17 protein-coding genes are annotated in these 20,965 nt (G+C 61.0%); 13 read left to right on the forward strand and 4 right to left on the reverse strand.

Translation table 11 applies throughout. The features are described from left to right. Positions 1-218: 218 nt before the first annotated feature. The 9 genes from RCF49_RS13475 (at position 219) to lpdA (ending at position 12,563) form a co-directional block, all read left to right on the forward strand. On the forward strand, positions 219-1,721 hold the full coding sequence (locus tag RCF49_RS13475; RefSeq protein WP_342640400.1) for a CoA-acylating methylmalonate-semialdehyde dehydrogenase: 1,503 nt from the start codon (positions 219-221) through the stop codon (positions 1,719-1,721). 21 nt (positions 1,722-1,742) lie between these two features. Then, complete coding sequence (gene zapE, locus RCF49_RS13480; RefSeq protein WP_342640401.1) at positions 1,743-2,918, forward strand: cell division protein ZapE; 1,176 nt, start codon at positions 1,743-1,745, stop codon at positions 2,916-2,918. Positions 2,919-3,056: 138 nt separating this feature from the next. Then, positions 3,057-4,019, forward strand: coding sequence for a malate dehydrogenase (mdh, locus tag RCF49_RS13485; RefSeq protein WP_342640402.1), 963 nt, complete (start codon positions 3,057-3,059; stop codon positions 4,017-4,019). Positions 4,020-4,056: 37 nt separating this feature from the next. Then, positions 4,057-5,226 (forward strand): ADP-forming succinate--CoA ligase subunit beta, encoded by a 1,170-nt coding sequence (sucC, locus tag RCF49_RS13490; RefSeq protein ID WP_342640403.1) that lies wholly within the window; start codon positions 4,057-4,059, stop codon positions 5,224-5,226. Further along, positions 5,226-6,101, forward strand: a complete 876-nt coding sequence (gene sucD / locus RCF49_RS13495; protein ID WP_342640404.1) for a succinate--CoA ligase subunit alpha — start codon at positions 5,226-5,228, stop codon at positions 6,099-6,101. Before sucC ends, sucD begins: the two co-directional genes overlap by 1 nt. A 108-nt stretch (positions 6,102-6,209) precedes the next feature. Next, positions 6,210-9,179: a 2-oxoglutarate dehydrogenase E1 component gene (locus RCF49_RS13500; protein WP_342640405.1), complete on the forward strand. Its 2,970-nt coding sequence runs from the start codon at positions 6,210-6,212 to the stop codon at positions 9,177-9,179. Between the two features lie 55 nt (positions 9,180-9,234). Then, a complete protein-coding gene (gene odhB / locus RCF49_RS13505; RefSeq protein WP_342640406.1) occupies positions 9,235-10,518 on the forward strand; it encodes a 2-oxoglutarate dehydrogenase complex dihydrolipoyllysine-residue succinyltransferase in 1,284 nt (427 codons plus the stop codon). Between the two features lie 73 nt (positions 10,519-10,591). After that, entirely contained in the window at positions 10,592-11,026 is a 435-nt protein-coding gene (locus RCF49_RS13510) for a VOC family protein (RefSeq protein ID WP_342640407.1), read from the forward strand. Between the two features lie 133 nt (positions 11,027-11,159). After that, complete coding sequence (lpdA, locus tag RCF49_RS13515; RefSeq protein ID WP_342640408.1) at positions 11,160-12,563, forward strand: dihydrolipoyl dehydrogenase; 1,404 nt, start codon at positions 11,160-11,162, stop codon at positions 12,561-12,563. Between the two features lie 15 nt (positions 12,564-12,578). Here the strand turns inward: lpdA and RCF49_RS13520 are convergent, their stop codons facing one another. Genes RCF49_RS13520 through gloB form a run of 3 tightly spaced genes read right to left on the reverse strand, consistent with a single transcriptional unit; the run spans position 12,579 to position 15,165 of the window. Further along, positions 12,579-13,907, reverse strand: a complete 1,329-nt coding sequence (locus RCF49_RS13520) for an NAD(P)/FAD-dependent oxidoreductase (RefSeq protein ID WP_342640409.1) — start codon at positions 13,905-13,907, stop codon at positions 12,579-12,581. Positions 13,908-13,957: 50 nt separating this feature from the next. Then, positions 13,958-14,395, reverse strand: a complete 438-nt coding sequence (locus RCF49_RS13525; protein WP_342640410.1) for a cupin domain-containing protein — start codon at positions 14,393-14,395, stop codon at positions 13,958-13,960. Then, a complete protein-coding gene (gene gloB, locus RCF49_RS13530; RefSeq protein ID WP_342640411.1) occupies positions 14,395-15,165 on the reverse strand; it encodes a hydroxyacylglutathione hydrolase in 771 nt (256 codons plus the stop codon). Before gloB ends, RCF49_RS13525 begins: the two co-directional genes overlap by 1 nt. 380 nt (positions 15,166-15,545) lie before the next feature. On the opposite strand from gloB, the gene RCF49_RS13535 reads away from it, so the two are divergent. The 4 genes from RCF49_RS13535 (at position 15,546) to RCF49_RS13550 (ending at position 19,406) form a co-directional block, all read left to right on the forward strand. Then, on the forward strand, positions 15,546-16,373 hold the full coding sequence (locus RCF49_RS13535) for a class I SAM-dependent methyltransferase (RefSeq protein ID WP_342640412.1): 828 nt from the start codon (positions 15,546-15,548) through the stop codon (positions 16,371-16,373). 57 nt (positions 16,374-16,430) lie between these two features. Continuing rightward, positions 16,431-17,279, forward strand: a complete 849-nt coding sequence (locus RCF49_RS13540; protein WP_342640413.1) for a chorismate mutase — start codon at positions 16,431-16,433, stop codon at positions 17,277-17,279. Between the two features lie 88 nt (positions 17,280-17,367). Beyond that, complete coding sequence (gene hisC, locus RCF49_RS13545) at positions 17,368-18,477, forward strand: histidinol-phosphate transaminase (protein WP_342644198.1); 1,110 nt, start codon at positions 17,368-17,370, stop codon at positions 18,475-18,477. Further along, positions 18,474-19,406 carry a prephenate/arogenate dehydrogenase family protein gene (locus tag RCF49_RS13550; RefSeq protein WP_342640414.1) on the forward strand — a complete coding sequence of 311 codons (933 nt, stop codon included), beginning with the start codon at positions 18,474-18,476 and terminating at the stop codon, positions 19,404-19,406. Before hisC ends, RCF49_RS13550 begins: the two co-directional genes overlap by 4 nt. 179 nt (positions 19,407-19,585) lie before the next feature. Here RCF49_RS13550 and RCF49_RS13555 read toward each other — a convergent pair whose 3' ends face one another. After that, positions 19,586-20,638, reverse strand: coding sequence for an alpha/beta hydrolase family protein (locus RCF49_RS13555; RefSeq protein WP_342640415.1), 1,053 nt, complete (start codon positions 20,636-20,638; stop codon positions 19,586-19,588). Between the last annotated feature and the right edge of the window lie 327 nt (positions 20,639-20,965).

Here is a 20,965-nt window from a genome sequence, read left to right on the forward strand (position 1 = left end):
CGCATTCCGCCTGGAGCGGCTGGGAGATGATCCTGGTGCTGATATATTGCTGCAATGCACAAAATCAAGGTTGGGCAGACTGCATCCCGGGACAGCCTTGACGCTCGCGTCAATTTGGCGGGCCCTTAATGTCCGACTTGCCGTTTTGCTATGACAGAGCTACGGTCCCGCCACATCCAGGAAGGCACGGCTTGCGTGGCTCGAATTGAGCGAGGTTTATGATGGTCAAGGAAATCGGTCACTTCATCGGCGGAAAGCGGGTGCCGGGGACCAGCGGCAATTTCAGCGATGTGTTCAACCCGAATACGGGTGAGGTTCAGGCTCGTTTGGCCCTGGCCAATCTTAAGGAGCTTGATCACGCGGTTCAGGTTGCCAAGGCTGCGCAGCCCGGATGGGCGGAAAAGAACCCTCAGGTTCGCGCCCGTGTGCTTATGAAATTCCTCGATCTTCTCAATAAAGAAAAGGACAGCCTGGCCGAGATGCTTTCGCTCGAGCACGGCAAGACGATCCCCGATGCCCATGGGGATATCCAGCGCGGGCTTGAGGTTGTGGAATTTGCCTGCGGCATCCCTCATCTCTTGAAGGGCGAGTTCACGGTTGGCGCTGGCCCGGCAATCGATATGTATTCATTGCGCCAGCCGCTCGGTGTGGTCGCCGGCATCACGCCGTTCAACTTCCCGGCCATGATCCCCATGTGGAAATTCGCGCCGGCGATCGCTTGCGGCAATGGCTATATTCTGAAGCCGTCGGAGCGCGATCCATCCGTGCCGATGCGTCTTGCCGAGCTGCTGGTCGAGGCCGGCCTGCCGGAGGGCGTGTTGAACGTGGTGAATGGTGGCAAGGAAGTGGTCGATGGCATTCTCGACCATCCGGACATCCAGGCCGTTGGCTTCGTCGGCTCGACGCCGATTGCGGAATATGTCTATGCCCGCGGCAGCGCGCATGGCAAGCGCGTGCAGGCCTTTGGTGGCGCCAAGAACCACATGATCATCATGCCCGATGCCGATCTCGACCAGGCCGTTAACGCGCTGATCGGCGCCGGCTATGGCTCGGCTGGCGAGCGCTGCATGGCAATCTCGGTCGCCGTACCCGTTGGGCAGAAGACGGCCGATGCGCTCATCGAGCGGCTGGTGCCGCGGGTTGAGAGCCTCAAAGTGGGCCTCTCGACCGATCATGACGCTGATTTCGGGCCGCTGGTCACCCGTCAACACCGGGACAAGGTGAGGGAATATGTAGACCTCGGCGTCAAGGAAGGCGCCAAACTGCTCGTCGATGGCCGCAACTTCACCATGCAGGGCTATGAGAATGGCTTCTTCATGGGCGGCTGCCTGTTCGACAATGTCACCCGTGATATGCGCATCTACAAGGAAGAGATCTTCGGTCCGGTGCTGTCGGTTGTCCGCGCCAAGGATTATGAGGAGGCTCTGGCACTGCCCAACGAGCACGAATATGGCAATGGCGTTGCCATATTCACCCGCGATGGTGATGCGGCGCGGGACTTCTCCACGCGTGTGAATGTTGGCATGGTGGGCGTCAACGTGCCGATCCCCGTGCCGCTGGCCTATCACACCTTTGGCGGCTGGAAGCGCTCCGGCTTCGGCGATCTGAACCAGCATGGGCCGGACTCGATCCGCTTCTACACCAAGACGAAGACGGTCACCTCGCGCTGGCCGTCGGGCATCAAGGACGGTGCTCAGTTCATCATGCCGACCATGGGCTGAGGGGCGAGGGATCTCACGTCCTTGCCAGCATCCGACCAGACGGTGCTCGAGCTCTATCGCAGCCGCTTGGCGGCGGGCGAGCTCGAGCCTGATCCGAACCAGCAACGCGTGGTCGAACGGCTGGATGCCCTTGCGCATGCGCTGATCGGCTACAGGCCGGGCCCAAAGCCGAGGGGCTTGCGCGCGCTGTTCGGCAACAAGCCTTCGGAAGCCCCGAAAGGCCTCTATATCCATGGCTCGGTGGGGCGGGGCAAGACCACGCTCATGGACATGTTCATCACCGCCGCGCGGATTAGCTCCAAGCGTCGCGTCCATTTTCATGCCTTCATGCAGGATGTGCATGAGCGCATTCACCGCCATCGCCAGGCCGTCAAGCAAGGCACGGCCCGTGGCGATGATCCGATACCGCCTGTTGCCGAGGAGATCGCCGCCGGGGCGGCTCTTTTGTGCCTCGATGAATTCCAGGTCTCGGATATCACCGATGCCATGATCCTCGGCCGGCTGTTCGAAGCATTGCTCGCGCGCGGCGTGGTGGTCGTCGCCACATCGAACACGGCCCCCGGCGATCTCTATGCCAATGGCCTCAACCGCAATCTCTTCGTGCCCTTCATTCGCCTCATCGAGGATCGAGTGGATGTCATCTCGCTTGATGGCGATACGGATTATCGCCAGCGGCATGCGGCGGGCGAGGATGTCTATCTCTGCCCATTGACACCGCGCAGCCGAGCGCGGATGGACGCGTTGTGGAATCGGCTTTCTGCGGGTTGCCGCGGGGGCCCGCAGAGCCTGTCAGTCCACGGGCGGCAAGTGATGGTTCCCGAGACCGCGCCCGGCATGGCGCGCTTCCATTTTTCCGATCTTTGCGAAAAGCCGTTGGGCTCTGCCGATTATCTGGCAATCGCCCGGCATTTCCCGATCGTCTTCATCGACGATATTCCCGTGCTGGATCAGAGCAAGCGCAACGAGGCGCTGAGATTTATCAAGCTCGTGGATACGCTTTACGACAACCACATCCGGCTGGTTGCCTCCGCCGATGCGGAGCCTGAGGAGATTTACCAGCGCGGTGATCATTCGGCCGCCTTTCATCGGACGGCGTCGCGCTTGCAGGAGATGAGATCAGCGGAATACTGGGAATGGGCCAAGGATAGCCCAGACGTGCTGCCGCTGGAACAGGTAAATGTGAACCCTGTTCCATGAGCGCTGGCCGCCCTGATCCATGCTTGCATGCAGGATGCAATCGCGATACATGACGGCACTTTCGCGGCGCAACAGGACAGGAGCCGCGCTGCGCCGCGCACCCGGAAGTAGTTTGGCCAACCTGGCAGGGGGAGACGCATGGCGCGAAAGAAAATTGCTCTTATCGGCGGCGGGATGATCGGCGGAACTTTGGCCCACCTCGTCGGTCTGAAGCAGCTCGGCGATGTCGTCCTTTTCGACATCGTTGACGGTCTCCCTCAGGGTAAGTCGCTCGACATCGCCCAGTCCTCACCGGTTGAGGGCTTCGATGCCAGATATGTGGGCGTCAACGAATATGGCGGAATCGAAGGCGCCGATGTGGTCATCGTGACCGCTGGTGTCCCCCGCAAGCCCGGCATGAGCCGTGATGACCTGGTCGAGATCAACCTGAAGGTCATGAGCCAGGTCGGCGCCGGCATCAGCAAATATGCGCCCAATGCATTCGTGATATGCATCACCAACCCGCTCGATGCGATGGTCTGGGCGCTGCAGAAGTTTTCAGGCCTTCCAACCTCCCATGTGGTCGGCATGGCCGGCGTGCTCGACAGCGCCCGCTTCCGCTACTTCCTGGCGCAGGAATTCAACGTCTCGGTCGAAGATGTGACCGCCTTCGTCTTGGGTGGGCATGGCGACACTATGGTGCCGCTCGTCCGCTACTCCACGGTTGCCGGTATCCCGATCCCGGACCTCGTTGCCATGAAGTGGACCACCCAGGAGCGGATCGACGAGATCGTTCAACGCACCCGCGATGGCGGTGCTGAGATCGTGAGCCTGCTCAAGACCGGCTCTGCCTATTACGCGCCGGCCGCCTCCGCCATCGCAATGGCGGAGTCATATCTCTACGATAAGAAGCGGGTTCTCCCTTGCGCCGCCTATCTCGACGGCCAGTATGGCGTGAAGGGAACCTATGTCGGCGTGCCCGTCATCATCGGTGCGGGCGGTGTGGAGCGTATCGTCGAAATCGAGTTGAACCGCGATGAGAAGGCCGCCTTCCAGAATTCGGTCAAATCTGTGGAAGGTCTGATTGCCAAGTCGCGCGAGCTCTCGCCTGATCTTGCGTGAGCCTGCTGGGCCTCGATAACAGGGCTTTGGAGACGAGATGAACATTCACGAATATCAAGCCAAGGCCGTTCTCGCCGAGTTCGGCGTGCCGGTCCCCAAGGGCTATCCGGCATTTTCAGCCGATGAAGCCGTGAAGGCCGCCGAGAAGCTCGGCGGGCCCGTCTGGGTGGTGAAGGCGCAGATCCATGCCGGTGGGCGCGGCAAAGCTGGCGGCGTCAAGGTGGTCAAGAGCATCGAAGATGTTCGCAAAGAGGCCGAGCGCCTCTTGGGCTCCGTTCTCGTCACCCATCAGACCGGCCCCGAGGGCAAGCAGGTCAACCGCCTCTATATCGAGGATGGCTCCAAGATCGCCCGCGAGCTTTACCTCTCGGCGCTGATTGATCGCGCAGCCTCCCGCATCGCCTTCATCGCCTCGACCGAAGGTGGCATGGACATTGAAGAGGTTGCCCACAAGACCCCGGAAAAGATCCTCACCTTCCACGTGGATCCGGCCGCCGGCTACAGCCCCTATATCGGCCGCAACATTGCTTATGCGCTGAAGCTTGAAGGCGATCAGGTCAAGCAATGCGTTAAGCTCATCGGCAATCTCTACGAGGCCTTCCAGGCCAGTGACATGAGCCTGCTCGAGGTCAATCCGCTCATCGTCACCGAGGCCGGCAATCTCCTCTGCCTCGATGCCAAGGTGAATTTCGACGATAACGGCCTGTTCCGGCACAAGGACATCGCCGCCCTTCGTGACGAGACCGAAGAGGATCCCAAGGAGCTCGAGGCGGCGCGCTACGACCTCAACTATGTGGCGCTCGATGGCACCATCGGCTGCATGGTCAATGGTGCGGGCCTCGCCATGGCGACCATGGACATCATCAAGCTCTATGGGGCTGAGCCGGCCAACTTCCTCGATGTGGGGGGCGGTGCCACCACCGAGCGGGTCACGGCAGCCTTCAAGATCATCACCTCCGATCCCAATGTAAAGGGCATCCTGGTCAATATCTTCGGCGGCATCATGAAATGCGACGTGATCGCCCAAGGCGTCGTCGCGGCCGTGAAGGAAGTCGGGCTGAAAGTGCCCCTCGTCGTCAGGCTCGAGGGCACGAATGTGGAGCTTGGCAAGCAGATCCTGCGGGAGTCCAATCTGAACGTCATTCCTGCCGATAATCTCGACGACGCCGCGCGCAAGGTCGTCGCCGCCGTGAAGGAGGCCGCATAATGGCCATTCTCGTCGACAAGAATACTAAGGTCATCTGCCAAGGCATCACCGGCAAGAATGGCACCTTCCACACTGAGCAGGCCATCGCCTATGGCACCAAGATGGTCGGTGGCGTAACGCCCGGTAAGGGTGGCACCACCCATGTGGGACTGCCGATCTTTGATACGGTCGCTGAGGCCAAGTCGAAGACCGGCGCGGATGCATCGGTCATCTATGTGCCCCCGCCATTTGCGGCCGATGCCATTCTCGAAGCGATCGACGCCGAGATCGGGCTCATCGTCTGCATCACCGAGGGCATACCGGCCCTGGACATGGTCAAGGTGAAGCGGGCGCTGCAAGGCTCGAAATCGCGGCTCGTGGGTCCCAACTGCCCCGGCGTGATCACGCCGGATGCCTGCAAGATCGGTATTATGCCCGGTCACATCCACAAGCGCGGCTCCGTCGGCATCGTGTCGCGCTCGGGCACGCTCACCTATGAGGCGGTTGCCCAGACCACGGCGGCAGGTCTTGGCCAGTCCACCTGTGTCGGCATTGGCGGTGACCCGGTGAAGGGCCTTGATTTCGTTGATGTCTTGGAGATGTTCCTCGCCGATCCCGAGACGGAATCGATCATCATGATCGGTGAGATCGGCGGCAGCGCTGAGGAGCAGGCGGCCGACTTCATCCGCCAGTCAAAGGTGAAGAAGCCCATGGTCGGCTTCATCGCCGGCGTGACCGCACCGCCCGGACGGCGCATGGGCCATGCGGGCGCGATCATTGCCGGTGGCAAGGGTGCGGCAGGCGACAAGATCGAGGCCATGGCGAGCGCAGGCATCGTTGTGTCAAAATCGCCCGCTGCTCTTGGCACGACACTGGTCGAAGTCCTAAATAAATAGCGGTCGCATCACCCCTGAAAACGAGTCTTAACCCGTTCCGCCGATTGTGATTTCAGCTCAAAATGAAACCGGACGGTCCGCGGGCGATAACCGTGGGTTGGAGCAGTAATGGCTAAGGTTGAACAGAACGACAGGCTCCGGCGGACATCGTTTCTCTATGGTGGCAATGCCGAATTCATAGAGCAACTCTATGCGCGCTATAAGACCGATCCGCGCTCCGTCGACCCCGAGTGGCAATCCTTCTTCGCTGATCTCGACGATGGCGAGCAGGGCACCGCAGCACAGGCTCGGGGTGCGTCCTGGAGCAGGTCGGACTGGCCTCCGGTAATCAATGGCGAGCTGGTCAGCGCGCTCGATTATGACTGGCAGCCCTCTGAAAAGGCGGTCGCCAACAGAATCGAGCTTGCCTCCCGGGCCAGGGGCGAGACGATGCCGGTGGATGATCTCCGCCGCGCCACGCTCGATTCCATTCGTGCGCTGATGATGATCCGCGCTTATCGGATCCGGGGCCATCTCGCCGCGGATCTCGATCCGCTGCAACAAAGGGCGAAGGAAAATCATCCTGAGCTGGATCCGGCCACTTACGGGTTCAGCGAAGAGGATCTCGACCGGCCCATCTTCATCGACTACGTGCTTGGCCTCGAGAGTGCCACGCTGCGTGAAATCCTCGATATTCTCAAGCGCACCTATTGCTCGACCTTCGGCGTCGAGTTCATGCATATCTCGGATCCCGAGCAGAAGGCCTGGATCCAGGAGCGCATCGAGGGACCCGATAAGGAGATCTCCTTCACCCCGGAGGGTCAGCGCGCGATCCTCAACAAGCTCATCGAAGCAGAGGGCTTCGAGAGCTTCCTCAACCTGAAATATACCGGGACCAAGCGCTTCGGGCTTGATGGCGGCGAGGCCATGGTTCCCGCGCTCGAGCAGATCATCAAGCGCGGCGGCTCGCTGGGCGTTCGGGAAATCGTGCTGGGCATGGCCCATCGCGGCCGGTTGAATGCGCTTGCCAATGTTCTGGGCAAGCCGTTCCGCGCGATTTTCAACGAGTTCAAGGGCGGCTCGGCAAACCCCGAGGATGTCGAGGGCTCGGGCGATGTGAAGTACCATCTCGGCTCGTCATCAGACCGGGAATTCGATGGCAACAAGGTCCATCTCTCTCTCAGTCCCAATCCCTCGCATCTGGAAATCGTGGACCCCGTGGTGCTGGGCAAGGCGCGAGCCAAGCAGGACCAGCTCGGCGATCGCGAGCGCACCAGCGTGCTGCCTCTGCTGATCCACGGTGATGCGGCCTTTGCCGGCCAGGGCGTCGTCGCCGAATGCTTTGCCCTTTCCGGCGTGCGCGGCCATCGTGCTGGGGGCTCGGTGCATTTCATCGTGAACAACCAAATCGGCTTCACCACCAACCCGCTGCATGCGCGCTCTTCGCCCTATCCTTCTGATGTCGCGAAGATGATCGAAGCGCCGATCTTCCACGTGAACGGGGATGATCCGGAGGCGGTCGTCTATGCCGCCAAGATTGCGGTGGAGTTTCGCCAGCGCTTCCATAAGCCCGTGGTGGTGGACATGTTCTGCTACCGCCGCCATGGCCATAACGAGGCGGATGAGCCCTCCTTCACCCAGCCGCTGATGTATAAGCGCATCGCAAAGCACGGTGCGGTGTCGGAGCTCTATGCCAAGCGCCTGATCGAGCAGGGCGTGCTGACCTCCGATGAAGTCGACGAGATGCGCAGCGCCTATCGTCGCAAGCTTGATGAGGAATTCGAGAGTTCAGACACCTATAAGCCCAACAAGGCCGATTGGTTGGATGGCCGCTGGGCGGGTCTCACCCAGCCGAAGGATGAGGGTCCGCGCAAGGGCGTGACCGGCGTTCCCGTCGAGACGCTGCGGGATATAGGCCGCAAGCTCACCGAGATTCCTGAAGGTTTCAACGCGCATCGCACCATCAAGCGCATCTTTGCGCAGCGGCGTCAGATGATCGAGGATGGCGCCGGTATCGACTGGGCCATGGCCGAGCAGCTTGCCTATGGCAGCCTCCTCATCGAAGGCTATCCTGTGCGCCTGTCGGGGCAAGACAGCCAGCGCGGCACCTTCTCGCAGCGCCATGCGGTGCTGGTTGATCAGGAAACCGAGGAGAGCTACACGCCGCTCAACAATCTCTCGCCCGACCAGGCGCAGGCGGAGATTGTAAACACGGCCCTCTCAGAGGAAGCGGTGCTGGGCTTCGAATATGGCTATAGTCTCGCCGAGCCTAAGGCATTGGTGCTCTGGGAAGCGCAGTTTGGCGATTTCGCCAATGGCGCGCAGGTGGTCGTCGACCAGTTCATATCTTCCGGCGAGCGCAAATGGCTGCGCATGTCTGGCTTGGTGATGCTGTTGCCACATGGCTATGAGGGCCAGGGTCCGGAGCACTCCTCCGCCCGGCTCGAGCGCTATCTCCAGCTGTGCGCGGAGGATAATATGCAGGTTGCGAACTGCACCACGCCTGCCAACTATTTCCATATCCTGAGGCGCCAACTGCATCGCGATTTCCGCAAGCCGCTCATCGTGATGACGCCGAAATCGCTGCTCAGGCACAAGCGCGTCGTCTCGCGGCTCGAGGAGATGGGCCCCGACAGCAGCTTCCACCGCATCCTCTATGATGATGCCGAGCTGCTGCCCGATCAGGGCATCAAGCTGGTCGAGGACAAGAAGATCCGCCGGGTCGTGCTGTGCAGCGGCAAGGTCTATTATGATCTTTACGAAGAGCGCGAGAGGCGCGGCATCAACGACATCTACCTGATGCGCCTGGAGCAGCTCTACCCGTTCCCGGCCAAGGCGTTGGTGACGGAGCTGGGCCGCTTCCCACAGGCCGAGATGGTGTGGTGTCAGGAAGAGCCATACAATATGGGCGCCTGGACCTTCGTCCAGCCCAATCTTGAATGGGTGTTGCAATATGTAGACGCAGCACACAAGCGGCCGCGCTATGCTGGCCGTCCGGCGGCGGCGGCGACCGCCACGGGTCTGCTGTCGAAGCACTTGAAGGAACTCGAGAACTTCCTCAACGAAGCGCTTGGTACCGAGATAACCTCACGTCAATAATAGACGGGCCTTGGCTGCTGGGCTAAAGCTCCAGGTCACTTTGGGAAGATCAGATATGCCGACTGAAATTCGTGTGCCGAGCCTGGGTGAGTCCGTCACCGAAGCCACCATTTCCCAGTGGTTCAAGAAGGAAGGCGATACCGTTACGGCCGATGAGCCTCTCGTCGAGCTCGAGACGGATAAGGTGACCATCGAAGTGCCCGCCCCGAGCAGCGGTGTGCTCGCCGACATCCGCGTTAAGGACGGCGATACGGTAAATGTGGGCGCCGTGCTTGGCGCGATCTCTGAGGCGGGCGCCCCGGTTGCCAAAGCCGCACCCAGCTCCAAGGAGAAGGCTGCCCCTGCCGTTGCGGAACGGCCGGAGGAGAAGTCCAGCAATCCTAAGCCGATCATCGGCCCCGAGCCTGTGATGGAACGCGGCAAGGCTCAGGCCTCTGCAGTGGCAGAACTGTCGCCCGCCGTGCGACGTCTGGTGACCGAAAACGAGCTCGATCCGGCGGCAGTCAAGGGAACGGGCAAGGACGGCCGCCTGCTCAAAGGCGATGTTCTCAGCTATATCGAACAGGGTGGCAGACCGGCGACCGCCAAGGCGCCGGCCCAAGAAGCGCCGGCTGTTCGTGCACCTGCTCGCGCGCCAGAGCCCCGCGAGGAACGGGTGCGGATGACGCGGCTGCGCCAAACCATTGCCCGGCGCCTCAAGGAAGCGCAGAACACCGCCGCCATGCTCACCACCTTCAACGAGGTGGACATGACGGAAGTCATGGCTTTGCGCGGCGAGTACAAGGACCTCTTCGAGAAGAAGCACGGCGTAAAGCTCGGCTTCATGAGCTTCTTCGTCAAAGCCGTCGTGCATGCCTTGCGCGAGATCCCGGCGGTGAATGCCGAGATCGACGGCGACGACATCGTCTATAAGAATTATTACCACATCGGTGTTGCCGTCGGCACGGATAAGGGCCTGGTGGTGCCGGTGGTGCGCGATGCCGACGAGCTCAGCCTTGCCGATATCGAGAAGGCCATCAACGATTTCGGCAAGCGCGCCCGCGACGGCCAGCTCTCGATCGAAGAGATGCAGGGCGGCACTTTCACCATCTCCAATGGCGGCATCTACGGCTCGCTCATGTCCACGCCCATCCTGAATGCTCCTCAATCGGGCATCCTGGGCATGCACAAGATCCAGCAGCGCCCGGTGGTGATCGATGGCAAGATCGAGATCCGGCCGATGATGTATCTTGCCCTCTCCTATGATCATCGCATCGTTGACGGGAAGGAGGCCGTGACCTTCCTCGTCCGGGTGAAAGATTCGCTCGAGGCGCCGCAGCGGCTGCTGCTTGATCTTTAGGTCTTCCTGCGCGACATTGGCCGACGGTCCTCGCGAAAGATCATTCGCTCCGAAATGACCTGAGGAGTACCGGATGCCATCTGAAGCCGAAGCGCATGGTCGATCGCTGTCGCCGCATCTGTCCGTAAAGGGCGGCAATCAGGCGCTGGAGTTCTATCAGAAGGCATTCGGGGCGATGGTCACGGGAAAGGTCACCGCGGAGGATGGTAATCGCGTGCTCCATGCGTCGCTGCGAATCAATGGAGCCCTCGTCTATCTCTGCGATGAATTCCCCGAGTTCGGTGCCGGTGCGACGCCCTCACCCTCAACCCTCGGGGGCACGTCCGTCGCGCTTCACCTGAATTATCCCACCGCAGAGGAGGCCGACAGCACCTTCAAGCGTGCCGTCGATGCTGGTGCCGAGCCGCTCATGCCGATGTCGGATGCCGAATGGGGTGCCCGCTATGGCCGCATTCGCGACCCCTTCGGCCATGTCTGGTCGCTGGGCGGACCCCTTATGGATTCCTAGAGCATTTTCGAGCGAAGTGGGGACCCAGTTCGCGTGAAGAAAATGCGACCGCACAGAGAGTTAGGGCGGTTTCGCTTGTCAACGAGAAGAGAAAGCGCTCTACGAAAGTTCCGACAGAGAAAGAAGGTAAGAGATGGCCGATAGCTTCGACCTGGTGGTGATTGGTACGGGCCCTGGAGGCTATGTCTGCGCAATACGCGCCGCCCAGCTTGGTTTGAAGGTGGCCGTTGTGGAGAAGAACGGCACCTTCGGCGGCACCTGCCTGAATATTGGCTGTATCCCCTCCAAAGCGCTGCTCCATGCCAGCGAGGAATTCGAAAAGGCAGCCCACCATTTCGCCGAGCTCGGCATCGAGATCGGCGCGCCGAAGCTCAATCTGCCGCGCTTCATGGCCTTCAAGGATGAGGGGGTCGAGGGCAATGTGAAGGGCGTCGAGTTCCTTCTGAAGAAGAACAAGGTGACCGCATTCCGCGGAGTTGGCCGCATTGCCGGTCCAGGCAAGGTCGAGGTGAGCGGCGAGGGTGGCAAGCAGGCCATCGAGACCCGGGCCATCGTTATTGCCACCGGCTCCGACGTGACCCGGCTTCCCGGCATTGAGATCGACGAAAAGACAATCGTGTCCTCAACCGGTGCACTGAAGCTCGCCAAGGTGCCTGGCAAGCTGGTGGTTATCGGGGCCGGCGTCATCGGCCTCGAGCTTGGTTCGGTCTGGCGCAGGCTCGGTGCACAGGTGACGGTGGTTGAGTTCCTCGACCGGATCACCCCGGGTATGGATGGCGAGATCTCCAAGAACTTTCAGCGCATTCTGAAGAAGCAGGGCATGGAATTCCTGCTGTCCACCAAGGTCACCAAAGTCGAAAAGCAGAAGGGCGGCCTCAAGGTCACGGTCGAGCCGGCGCAGGGTGGCGAAGCCAAGACCCTGGATGCCGACGTGGTGCTCGTGGCCGTGGGCCGTGTGCCCTTTACGGACGGGCTTGGCCTTGACGAGGCCGGTGTGCGCCGGGATGACCGTGGCCGCGTTGAGGTTGATGATCACTTCCAGACGAATATCCCAGGCATCTACGCCATTGGCGATGTGATCCGCGGACCCATGCTGGCCCATAAGGGTGAGGATGAGGGCGTTGCCGTTGCCGAGATCATCGCGGGCAAGGCCGGGCACGTGAACTATGACGTCATCCCCAATGTCATCTACACCTCTCCTGAGGTTGCCAGCATCGGCAAGACGGAAGAAGAGCTGAAGCAGGCCGGGATCGCCTATAAGACGGGCAAGTTCCCCTTCACAGCCAATGGCCGTGCGAAGGCCAATAAGACCACCGAAGGCTTCGTGAAGTTTCTGGCTGATGCCAAAACCGACCGGGTGCTCGGCTGCCACATTATCGGAACGAATGCCGGAGAGCTCATTCACGAGGTGGCCGTGCTGATGGAGTTCGGTGGGTCATCTGAAGACCTGGCCCGCACCTGCCATGCGCATCCAACCCTGGCAGAAGCGGTCAAGGAAGCAGCCCTCGCCGTTGAGGGTCGCGCCATTCACATGTGATTGCGGGCCAATTCTTCAGTGCCGGCCGTAGAGCGAGATCTTCGATCCGTCGTTGAAGCGCGAAAAACGGAAAGGTGAGGGATCAACGATCGGGGTTGATCCCGTAACCAGATCGGCCATCAGCCGGCCGGCACCTGGCCCGATGCCAAACCCATGGCCGGAAAAGCCCGTTGCCACGAAGAATCCCGGAATGCTGTCGACGCCCGAAATGACCGGGACCGCATCGGGCATAACGTCAATATAACCTGCCCAGCTGTCGGTCACCCTCGCATCCTGGAACAGAGGGAAAACTTGGCGGAGATTGGCCAAAGCGGCATTCAGCTCGCCCGATCTCGGCCTTGGATCGAAGATGCGCGTCTTCTCGAATGGGCTGATCTGATCGAGCGCCCAGCGTCTCGGCGTGTTCCATTCCTCGAAAAACCGGCCGCTCAGCCTCGGCCTGATCGACTTCCATTCAAGCTGTAAGGTCGGCAGGAAATCCGAGAAGAAGGCAAAGCTGTCCGGGACGAGCTCAGGCGAGATGAGACCGCCATGCGCCACCGTATAGCCGCCATCCGCGCGCTTGCGATAGGCAAAGCCCGGTCCCCAGGCAGAGGGCGCTGGTCCCTCAATCGGCGTCGTCCGCAAGACGGAGGAAAGAATCTTCAGCTGCGGCAGCCGCACATCGAGCGATCCGCAGAAAAGGCTCGACCAGGCGCCACCGGCGAGCACCACCTGAGAACAGGCGATACGGCCCTTTTCCGTGACGACACCGGAGATGTGGCCGGCTTGACGCTCGATCCCGCGCACAGCGCAATTGGTGAAGATCTTGGCGCCGGCGCGCCGCGCCCCGCGGGCAATGGCCGGTGCGGCAATGAAGGGTTCGGCCTTGCCATCGCTCGGCGTATAGAGCGCTCCCTTCCAGCGCTTGACCGACTGAGGCAGCAGTTCAGCGACCCGTTCCGTTCCGATGAGCTGCGAATCGAGCTGATACGATCGCGCATGCTGCAGCCATTGCTCATGCCTCGCCACATCTTCCTCGGTTGTCGCGAGATAGAGAATGCCAGTGGTGCGAAAGCCGGCTTCCTCCCCCAGGCGGTCATTCATCTGACGCCACAGGGCAAGCGATTCGATGATGAGTGGGATCTCGCGGGGATCGCGGCCCATCTGCCGGCACCAGCCCCAGTTCCGGCTCGATTGTTCCCCGGCGATCCGCCCCTTTTCACACAGCACGACCGAGACATTGCGTTCGGCGAGAAACAGTGCGAGCGAGGTGCCGATGATCCCGCCACCAATCACCACCACATCGGTGCGCTCGGGAAGAATATCGTCAGAAGCAACTGGCGCTATGTCAGCAAGCATCATGAACCCCCGTTCGCGTCCATCAATAATCCGGACGAGGGTCAACGCCTACATTATTTTCCAGATGACGGGGACCATCCATTCGGTGCGAGTTCAAAGCCTTCAAACAGGAAGCCCGGCGAAACCGTGCAGCTCACCAGCGTCCAGTCCCCGAGCGATCGGGCGGATTGCCAGGCAAAGGGAGGCACGATCGCTTGAGGAACTTCGCCTGCTGCCAAATCCGCGCCGATAAGATGCTGGTGTTCGGCGCCCGCATCGCGTATGCGCAGACGCAAGGGCGCGCCGGCATGATAATGCCAGATCTCGGTCGCATCGACCCGATGCCAGGCGCTGATCTCCCCGGCCTTCAGCAGAAAATAGATGGCCGTCCCGCTCGGCCGCTCGCCACCGGCGGCAGGTGCGCGCCAGGTCTCGCGAAAATGCCCGCCCTCTGGATGCGGCTTCAACTCGAGCAGCGCGATGATCTCGTCCGCCGTCATCGGGCTTGTCATCAGAAGCTGTCTTTACGCCGGCGCAGCTCGGCGAAAACTTCCGCCTCCGAATGGCCTACCAGGCCGAGGCGCGCGCGGATCGCCGGACTATTCGGCCTCACGAAGGGATTGGTTTCGAGCTCCAGTGTCACGGTGGTTGGAACCGTCGGCTCGCCCCGCTCGCGCTTGCGGGCGATCTCCTGGGCGCGGTCCTGCAAGGCTTGGTTTTCCGGCTCGACCGTCAGCGCGAAACGCGCATTGGCGGCGGTATATTCATGGCCGCAATAGATCACGGTATCACCCGGTAGCGCCATCAGCTTGGACAGGGACCACCACATCTGCTCCATTGTGCCCTCGAACACGCGTCCGCATCCGAGCGGGAAAAGTGTGTCGGCAACGAAGACCACCTTATCTCCGGGGAAGTGATAGGCGATATGTCCGATGGTATGTCCCGGTGTTTCGATAATCTCGACCAGATGGCCGCCGAAGTCGATCCGGTCACCCTCGCTGACTTCGACATCCAGTTCGGGGATTTTGGTCGCCTCGCGCTTTGGCCCGTAAACCATACAGCCAAATTGTCGCTTCAGGTGCAGAATGCCGCCGGTATGGTCCACGTGATGATGGGTGCAGAACAGGTGGGTCAAGGTCCAGTTCCGCTCGCGGAGCGCAGCAGAGATCGTCTTTGCATCCGGGGCATCTATAGCGGCGGTCACCTTGCTGTGCGGGTCGTGGACCAGCGCGCAGTAATTGTCCTCCAAGCACGGGACCTGGTATATCTCAATCGGTGCCATAGATGACTCCTAAAGTCACAAAAGCAATAACGAAGGGCGACCGCGAAATGGTTGCGACTCTTTCGCCAGGATCTCGCGTTTCTTATTTTGGTTTATTGAGGATGCTCTCCTCCTTTCTTTCAAGTCCGATCTGGGCATCTTATCCGGGTCGCGCAGGTCCAACAACGATTCGCTGTGTTTCGAGCCCGCTTCTGTTCAAGATCTGGAAATTGGCCACCCGCTCCGCACGGTTCGGCATGTCGGTAGGTGATGCTGAATATCTTCGGGAGAGCACGGGTGTCAATGTCAGCGTGCAGATCTTTTCCTTAATGAGAATTGTCTTCGAACGGCGTTCGGCTTCCAATTCCGCTCTCGTCGGCCGATGCCAGGAATAAACGCCCATGGATGTGGTGGATCTCAAAGAGTTCTATGCAAGCCCACTGGGGGCCGCGGCCAGGCGGTTGATTGCGCATCGCATCCGGGCGCGGCTTCGCGGCATGAGCGGCTGCATCGTTCTGGGGGTTGGTTACGCGACGCCCTATCTCGACGTCTGGCGCGATGAGGCGGACCGGGTGATTGCCTTCATGCCCGCACGGCAGGGGGTTGCCCATTGGCCGGTGAACGGGGTCAGCGCCACCGCCTTGGTGGATGAGGCGGAAATGCCGCTGCCCGATGGCTGCGTTGATCTTGCCTTGGTGGTGCACGGCCTTGAGCTCACCGAGCAACTGCCCGAGACGCTTCGTGAGATTTGGCGCGTCCTCAGTCCGGGTGGGCGCGCCGTTTTCATCGTGCCCAACCGAAGCGGCATGTGGGCGCGCACCGATCGGACCCCCTTTGGTCACGGTCGTCCCTTCTCGCGCACGCAGCTCACCGACCTCCTGCGGGATGCCATGTTCTCGCCCAGCGGTTGGGCCAATGCGCTCTTCGTGCCGCCCATTGCGCGCGGTTTCCTGGTGCGCTCGGCGGCGGCTTGGGAGCGGCTGGGCCTCTGGCTTTGGCCAGCGTTCTCCGGCGTGATCATCGTGGAGGCGGTCAAGCAGGTCTATGCTGTCCGCAAGCCGAAGCGCGCCCGCCGCTTTGTTCCGAAGCTCAAGCCCGTCCCTGTTCCCGCCCCCGCCCCCGTGGGTAGCCGGCGGTCGGGTGAGATCTTTCATGCGAATCGCGCTGGACCGGCTTCCGCCATCGTTATAGACCGGTGCTTGGTGGGGAAGGGTGGTGAGACGGCATGATAGCCATCTCTGTAGTGCCAGCACGGGTGCAAAGGCGCGGCCGAGGGATAGTGACGTATGACGACAATGCTTCAGGACGGGCAGGCGACGGTAAGCACCGCATCCGATGCACAGGCACTGGAAGCGGTTCGTCGCGAGATAGACCGGATTGACGAGGAGATCCTAAGCCTCTTGACCGAGCGCTTCATCGCGGTTGAGGAGGTCAGGCGGGTTAAGGGTCTTGCAGCATCTGGCTTGCCTCCCCTTCGGCCATCGCGCGAGGCCGAGGTGATCCGCCGGCTCTTGGCTCTGCGCAGAGATCCCTTGCCGCCGGAGGTGCTCGTCTCGATCTGGCGCGAGTTGATGGGAAGTGCAACCCAGCGCCAGCAGAAAATGACTGTGCATATCCCGGCGCCCACCTTTGGTGATCTGGCCTTTTATGACTTGGTGCGCGGCTATTTTGGCGCCCAGACCCCCATTGCCGGTCATCTGACGACGGAAGCGGCCATTGCTGCGGTGATGGAAAGCCGGAGCGATCTCGCCGTTGTTCCCGCGCGTCATAAGGGCTGGGTCGAACCGCTTCTCCGCGCAGCCGACGCCCCGGCGGTGGTCGCGCGCATTCCCGTGATCGGTGCTCCCGCCGGCATCGAAGCCTTCCTGGTGGGCTATGTTCCGACGGTTCCAACCGGACTTGACGAGACTTTGGTCGCCGTCACGGCGCGAGAGGACGCCGAGCCCTGGGCCAATCCTGGCCTCTTGCGCGAGTTCTGGCGGGAGAGGGTGACCGAAAGCCAGGGAGGCTCCCTTTGGCTTGGCGTTCTTGATGGATGGCTTGACGAGCATCAGGCGTCGGCTGCACTGAAAGGCGAGACGAAAAGCGTCATTGCCGTAAAGGTGCTGGGCCGTTATGCGACGCCCGTTCGCTGAAGCGGCCATGGCAGGCTCCGAGCAATTCGGAGCGGCTTTGCGATGAATGGCGAAGGCGCTCTCGCGCACGAAAATCTTGGGTGAAATGATGTCTGTGCAGGATGGAGGTCCGCGTCCGCAAGCGGGGATCCTCGATATAGCGGCCTATGTACCGGGCAAAAGCAAGGCGACTGGTGGAAGCAAGACCTACAAGCTTTCCTCGAACGAGACGCCGCTTGGCCCCAGCCCAAAGGCGATTGAGACTTATCGCGCCTGTGCCGACGAGCTGCATCTTTATCCAGATGGCGCTGCCTCTGGGTTGCGTCATGCGATCGCCACCCATTACGGGCTCAACCCCGATCACATTGTTTGCGGGGCGGGCTCGGACGAGGTGCTCAATCTCATCGCTCAAGCCTATCTGGGTCCGGGTGATGAAGGCATTTTCAGCCGCCACGGTTTTCTCGTCTACGAGATCGCCATTCGCGGGGCTGGTGCAATCCCGGTCGTGGCGCCGGAAACGGATCTGACGACGGATGTTGACCACATCTTGGAGCGCGTCACCCCGCGCACAAAGGCGGTCTTCGTCGCAAATCCGAACAATCCAACAGGAACCTACCTGCCCTTCGAGGAGATAAAGCGGCTGCATGCGGGCTTGCCCTCCAACTGCCTGCTCGTCATCGATGCCGCCTATTCCGAATATGTCAGGCAGAACGACTATTCCTCGGGGCTCGAGCTCGTCGCAACATCTCCCAATGTGGTGATGACGCGGACCTTCTCGAAAGTTTACGGCTTGGCTGCGTTGCGCCTGGGCTGGGCCTATTGTCCCCCGGCCATCGCTGGTGTCCTCAATCGGATTCGTGGTCCTTTCAATGTGAGCACACCTGCCCAGGCGGCCGGCATTGCCGCGCTCGAGGATAAGGCACATATCGAGAAAGCGGTCGCCCATAACGATCAATGGCGACCCTGGTTGACCGAGGCGCTGACCGCCTTGGGCCTCAAGGTGACACCAAGCGTGGCCAATTTCGTCCTCGTGCATTTCCCGGACGAGCCTGGCAAGCGAGCGGCTGATGCGGATGCGTATTTGCTCGGACGCGGTGTCGTGCTGCGTCGTATGGAGAACTATCACCTGCCCCACGCGCTCCGGTTGACTGTCGGCAGTGAAGAGGCAAATCGCGCCACCGTGGCGGCGCTGGGGGACTTTCTGGACGGCAGACCGTGACCGAACCGCGTTTCGAAAAGGTTGCTCTCATCGGCCTCGGGCTGATCGGCTCATCTCTGGGGCATGCCATGCGGCGGGGTGGGCTTGCCGGCGAGATCATCGGCTATGCGCGGTCTGAAGCAACGCGCGAGAAGGCCCTGGAGATCGGATTTGTCGATCGGATCTGTGCAACGGCTGCGGAAGCGGCAGAAGGTGCCGATCTCGTCATCTTGTGTGTGCCCGTTGGGGTCTTTGGTCAGCTCGCGGCGGAAATCGGGCCAAGCCTCAAGCCGGGCGCCATCCTGACCGATGTGGGTTCCGTGAAAGGAGCCGTGGTCAGAGATGTGAAGCCACATGTTCCGGAGGGGGTGCATTTCATTCCGGGCCACCCGATCGCTGGCACGGAAGAATCCGGACCTCAATCGGGCTTCGCGGAACTGTTTGACCGCAGGTGGTGCATCTTGACCCCGCTGCCCGACACCGATGACGCGGCGCTCGACCGCCTCGAGGCATTCTGGCGCGCCTGCGGCTCTGACGTTGAGCGGATGACGCCCGAGCACCACGACCTGGTTCTCGCAATCACCAGCCATGTGCCCCATCTCATCGCCTATAACATTGTGGGTACTGCCGATGATCTGGGGACGGTCACTCAGTCAGAGGTCATCAAATTCTCCGCCGGCGGCTTTCGTGATTTCACCCGCATTGCGGCATCGGACCCGGTGATGTGGCGCGATGTGTTTCTCAACAACCGGGAAGCCGTTCTCGAAATGCTGGGCCGCTTTTCGGAGGATCTCTCCGCGCTTCAACGCGCGATCCGCTGGGGCGATGGTGACAGCCTGTTCAAGCTGTTCACCCGGACGCGCGCCATCCGGCGGAGCATCATCGATGCCGGCCAGGACGCGCCGCTGGCAGATTTCGGCCGTCCGCACGGGAAATCGCAGTCATCATAAGACTTGTTCGAGACGGCGGCCTGCTGCGTGAACGAGGCGACGTGCCACAAGACCCCGGCAGGGTCCCCAAGATAGGCGACCTCTGCGCCCCAGCGCGAAGCGGCGAAGGGTCTCTGCGGTTGGCTTGCGTTGATCGCTGCGTCCTCAATTCTTATTCTCGGTCGTGTCTACGGATCGCTTCACTGCCCATTCAACTGTTTCACGGGTCCAATCGGATGACCAAATCCCAACGCATAGCGAAAGAACGAGACCGCTAGGCCGTTCAGCAACGCGTGCTCGCGCTGACGATCCACCATTGGCGGATCCTTGCACAATGATGGGTTGCTCCAAAGCATACGAGCCGTGCATGGGGTGAGGAACACGTTATGTCCGGCGAGCGGAATGACCTCGAGAAGCGTGAGGTTCGAAAGCCTTTGCGCCAAGGGCATGACATTCGAGGTGATTGGTAGCTCGCGGTCGGCACCGGCGGCCACGATGCCTGTTGGAATGGAAACCGGAAGTGGTGCTGTTGAGAAAACAACGCCGATTGGCGCCAACAGCAGGGCTGCCTTGATCCGCGCGTCCTTTGGTTCGTCCCGATGGCGTTGGTCGCGCTGCAGCAGGCCGCCGCCCTGGCAGAGTGCGGTATCCCGCTCCCTATCGGCGCAATAGGCGACCAGCGCGCCAAAATCCGGCTCGGCGCCGGCGAGCATCAATGCCGTTACCGTGCCTGCCGAATAGCCGACGATGCCAATTCGCTGGCGATCAACCGGAAATTCGCCGCCGTCGCGCAGCAGATCGATTGCTGCCGAGACCTGACGGGCACGACGGTAAGCTGTACTTTCCTTTCCAAGGCCGCTCCTGTCCCGGTAATTGTCTCCGGAATGTTCAATGGCCGCGACGACGAAGCCGTTCATTGCCAGAGCCGTTGCGAGGTCGTGATGGCTCAGCATGCTGCCGGATGATCCATGCGAGAGCATCACGAGAGGGAAGGGGCCGCGCAGCGGTTGTGCGCCCCGGGTGGCGGCCACGTCGTAGGGGCCGATCGCGGTTACGCTCAGAGGCCCTTTGGCAGGATAGAAGATGGCCATTGCGAAGGGCTCGCCTTCTAACCGCGTGGTATCACGGCGCTCGATGCCGACAACCTGCGCCGAGAGCTCGCCGGCGAGTGACGCAACCAAAGCAAACGATAGGAGCAAGAGCATCATCAGGCGGTGACCGCATGAGGCAAGACGGTCTAGGCGCTGCAACATTGGACAGCCACCCTTAGCAGTTTGATTGATTCAATCAATACATATTGCACTAAATTGTATCAATAGTATTCTTGCATTGCAATATGATGAGCGATTTCCCACCCCGGATCGCGCCCTCCGCCGGTGATGAGCATCATTTCCGCGATGCGAATGTGCAGCCCAAACTCGATCCTGCTGCCGTTGAGCCCAAGGATTTCCTGGCATGCCGGCGAGTCCGACCCATTTCTGCAGCCCATGCTTTACTGCACTTGATCAAGATGCCGGCCCTTGGCGCTTGACAGCGACCGGCATGTTTTTTAGCCACGGCTAAGACCAGCCAGGCTGCTG

Source organism: Rhodoligotrophos sp. CJ14 (assembly GCF_038811545.1).
GTDB classification, from domain to species: domain Bacteria; phylum Pseudomonadota; class Alphaproteobacteria; order Rhizobiales; family Im1; genus Rhodoligotrophos; species Rhodoligotrophos ferricapiens.